General features: G+C 56.4%; 4 protein-coding genes and 2 tRNA genes. 1 reads left to right on the forward strand and 5 read right to left on the reverse strand.

Translation table 11 applies throughout. The features are described from left to right. Window positions 1-1,258 (reverse strand): magnesium transporter (gene mgtE, locus DBR24_RS00200; protein ID WP_128613533.1); only part of this gene is annotated, 1,258 nt, incomplete at its 3' end. A gap of 321 nt (window positions 1,259-1,579) precedes the next feature. Between mgtE and DBR24_RS00205 the strand changes: the two genes are divergently transcribed. After that, window positions 1,580-2,098, forward strand: coding sequence for a cell envelope protein SmpA (locus DBR24_RS00205; protein WP_128613534.1), 519 nt, complete (start codon window positions 1,580-1,582; stop codon window positions 2,096-2,098). Between the two features lie 19 nt (window positions 2,099-2,117). Here DBR24_RS00205 and DBR24_RS00210 read toward each other — a convergent pair. The 4 genes from DBR24_RS00210 to DBR24_RS00225 form a co-directional block, all read right to left on the reverse strand. Further along, window positions 2,118-2,194: transfer RNA gene (locus DBR24_RS00210), tRNA-Arg, on the reverse strand. 107 nt (window positions 2,195-2,301) lie between these two features. Beyond that, window positions 2,302-2,392: transfer RNA gene (locus DBR24_RS00215), tRNA-Ser, on the reverse strand. Between the two features lie 62 nt (window positions 2,393-2,454). Next, a complete protein-coding gene (gene csrA, locus DBR24_RS00220) occupies window positions 2,455-2,643 on the reverse strand; it encodes a carbon storage regulator CsrA (protein WP_002554426.1) in 189 nt (62 codons plus the stop codon). 186 nt (window positions 2,644-2,829) lie between these two features. After that, window positions 2,830-3,806: aspartate kinase (locus tag DBR24_RS00225; RefSeq protein WP_128613535.1), on the reverse strand; the 977-nt coding region annotated here is incomplete at its 5' end.

The raw sequence follows: 3,806 nt of genomic DNA on the forward strand, positions 1-3,806 counted from the left end.
CCCCCAACGACCAACTGCCGTAGAGCAGATAGGCAACCACACCGATCACCCCGCCCCAGACCAGACCGTTGATCAACCCAACCGCCAGCTCCTTACGCATCAGGCGCGACGTGTTGCCCGTACTGACCTGGTCAAGCGCCATGGCGCGCACGATCATGGTGATCGTCTGGTTACCGGAGTTGCCGCCGATACCCGCCACGATCGGCATCAGCGCCGCGAGCGCTACCAGCTTCTCGATCGAACCTTCGAAAAGACCGATCACCCGCGATGCGACGAACGCCGTGATCAGGTTGATGGCCAGCCACGCCCAACGGTTGCGCAGGGATTTCCAGACCGAGGCGAAGATATCTTCCTCTTCGCGCAGACCGGCCATGTTGAGGACTTCGCTTTCGCTCTCCTCACGAATCAGGTCAACCATTTCGTCGATGGTCAGACGGCCGATCAGCTTGCCGTTCTTGTCGACCACCGGGGCCGAGATCAAGTCATAACGTTCGAACGCTTGAGCGGCGTCGTAGGCGTCTTCGTCCGGGTGGAAACTCACCGGATCGCTGGCCATGACTTCAGAAACCTGTTTCTCCGGATCATTGACCAGCAAACGCTTGATCGGCAGCACACCCTTGAGCACACCGTCGTAATCGACCACGAACAGCTTGTCGGTATGACCGGGAAGCTCTTTGAGACGGCGCAGATAACGCAACACCACTTCGAGGCTGACATCCTCACGGATGGTCACCATTTCGAAGTCCATCAGCGCGCCGACCTGTTCGTCGTCATAGGACAGGGCCGAACGCACCCGTTCGCGCTGCTGGTTATCCAGGCTCTCCATCAGCTCATGGACGACGTCTCGCGGCAGCTCGGAAGCCAAGTCAGCAAGTTCGTCGGCATCCATGTCCTTGGCCGCAGCCAGGAGCTCGTGATCGTCCATGTCGGCGATCAGCGTTTCTCGAACGGAATCGGATACTTCGAGCAGAATGTCGCCGTCGCGATCGGCCTTGACCAGTTGCCAGAGCGTCAGACGATCGTCCAGCGGCAAGGCTTCGAGAATGTAAGCGACGTCGGCGGAGTGCAAATCATCGAGCTTGCGTTGCAACTCGACGAGATTTTGCCGGTGAACCAGGTTTTCGACCCGGTCGTGATGCGGACCTTCCTGACGATGAGTCAGGTCTTCTACGACACGCTGGCGCTGCAGCAGCTCGACGACCTGAGCCAGGCGATCCTGCAGGCTTTCCTGTGTTTTCTTTACTTCGATTTCGGACATAGGCGAACTCCACTCCCAGCAGCGGGGCACGCCGGAAGGATCAATCAGTCAATTCATGATTGGTAAAACGCGGTACTGAGTAACTACTGGGTAAGTCCATGGAGGTTTTCCATAAGCCCCGGCGGGGCTGACGGGCGCAATGATACACCGCCTGACGGTTTTAAACGTTAAAAAATCACGGTCGAAACAAGCGCTTGCGAAACAAACCTGAGCGCCGTCCTGATCCTTGCAAATGCGACGACTCATCCTGAAAAGAAAACACACCGGCGACAAAAAATGTAGCGACTACCCTTGAGCGTAGATCGTCATGGAGGACGCCGAATGCCATCGAAAACTTCTATTTTTGTCCTGACCAGCCTGCTCTGCCTGCCGCCCGCCGGGGCCGCCACCACGCTTCATCGTTGCGAAGCCGTCGACGGCAGTATCACCTTCACCAGCATGAGCTGCGCCAGCGGCGAGCAGCGATCCGTGCAGGAAGTTCACCCCTACTTGCCAGGCTCGGTCATCGCGGTGATGCCCGAACACGACCACGAAGAAACATCCGGTATGAAAACCAGAAGACGCGAACCCGGCGTTGTCGGCACGGCAGTAGATCAATGCGGCAATCTGATCAGCGCCAGGCAACGTCGTGAAGCAATCATCAATCAACGCGTGATTGCCGGCATGAGCCAAGAGGATGTTGAAAGCGCACTGGGCAAACCGGACAAGGTGAATGTCCGGACTTCGACAACCAGCTATCGCTATGACCTCAAGCGAGGCCGCAGTGCTCAAGTCGATTTCGATGAGAGGGGATGCGTGAAAGGAAAAGCCAAATCCCGGACAGCAAAAAGCCCGCGTTAAACGCGGGCTTTTCGGTATATGGTGCACTCGACAGGATTCGAACCTGTGACCGCTCGGTTCGTAGCCGAGTACTCTATCCAGCTGAGCTACGAGTGCATTTGTTGCGCCGCATTATAGCCCGTTTAATCTCTATTCCAACCACTTTTTCTAGTAATTTCAACAACTTACCGAAAAAGCCAGATTACAACGTACTAAGCAAATAATGGCGGAGAACGGGGGATTCGAACCCCCGACACCCTTTTGAGGTGTACTCCCTTAGCAGGGGAGCGCCTTCGGCCACTCGGCCAGCTCTCCGCAACACGGGGCGTATATTAACCACCTTCTTCCCCGTTTGCAAACATAAAAAACGATAAAAATTAATGGCTTGGTTCTTCGTCCTTCTCTTTCTTTATACGCAGGTAAATTTCCTCACGGTGCACAGCTACCTCTTTCGGGGCGTTGACGCCGATACGCACTTGATTTCCTTTGACGCCGAGCACGGTCACGGTGATTTCGCCATCACCGATAATCAGGCTTTCTGCGCACCGACGAGTCAGAATCAGCATACCTCTCTCCTCACGCAATTCTTCAGGGACAACAGTCTGCAAAAAAAAGGCACCCGACCTACAACCGGAGCGATCGTAGCCCTACATGCCTGAGTATTGACCAGCGCGAGCAAAAGAACAGATCAGGGGCTCGCGCCATTCAAAAATAAAGGGCGCGGTCAGACCGCGCCCTTCATGTAAACGGAATTACTCGCCCTGACGGGCTGGAGCATCCAGTTCGAAAGCCGTGTGCAGAGCGCGCACGGCCAATTCCAGGTACTTCTCTTCGATCACCACGGAAACCTTGATTTCCGACGTCGAGATCATCTGGATGTTGATGCTTTCTTTCGCCAGGGATTCGAACATGCGGCTGGCCACACCTGCGTGGGAGCGCATGCCGACGCCGACGATCGAGACCTTGGCAATCTTGGTGTCGCCTACGACTTCACGGGCACCGATCTCGCGAGCGGTGTTTTCCAGCACGGTCTGTGCTCCCTGGTAGTCGTTGCGGTGCACGGTGAAGGTGAAGTCGGTGGTGTTATCGTGCGCGACATTCTGCACGATCATGTCGACTTCGATGTTCGCGGCACTGATCGGGCCGAGAATCTTGAACGCCACGCCCGGGGTGTCTGGCACGCCACGGATGGTCAGCTTGGCTTCATCGCGGTTGAAAGCGATGCCGGAAATGATCGGCTGTTCCATGGTTTCCTCTTCATCAATAGTAATGAGGGTGCCCGGACCCTCCTTGAAGCTGTGCAGTACGCGCAGCGGAACGTTGTACTTGCCGGCGAATTCCACCGCACGGATCTGCAGCACCTTGGAACCAAGGCTGGCCATTTCCAGCATCTCTTCGAAGGTGATCTTGTCCAGACGCTGAGCGACCGGCACCACACGCGGGTCGGTGGTGTAGACACCATCGACGTCGGTGTAGATCTGACACTCATCGGCCTTCAATGCAGCCGCCAGTGCCACGCCGGTGGTGTCGGAACCGCCACGACCGAGGGTGGTGATGTTGCCGTGCTCGTCGACGCCCTGGAAACCGGCGACAACAACAACGCGACCCGCCTTCAGATCACCACGAATTTTCTGGTCATCAATCTGCAAGATACGCGCTTTATTGTGCGCACTGTCCGTCAGAATCCGCACCTGATTACCGGTGTACGACACCGCCGGCACACTGCGCT

The sequence above is a fragment of the Pseudomonas sp. HMWF006 genome (assembly GCF_003061205.1).
Taxonomy (GTDB): domain Bacteria; phylum Pseudomonadota; class Gammaproteobacteria; order Pseudomonadales; family Pseudomonadaceae; genus Aquipseudomonas; species Aquipseudomonas monsensis.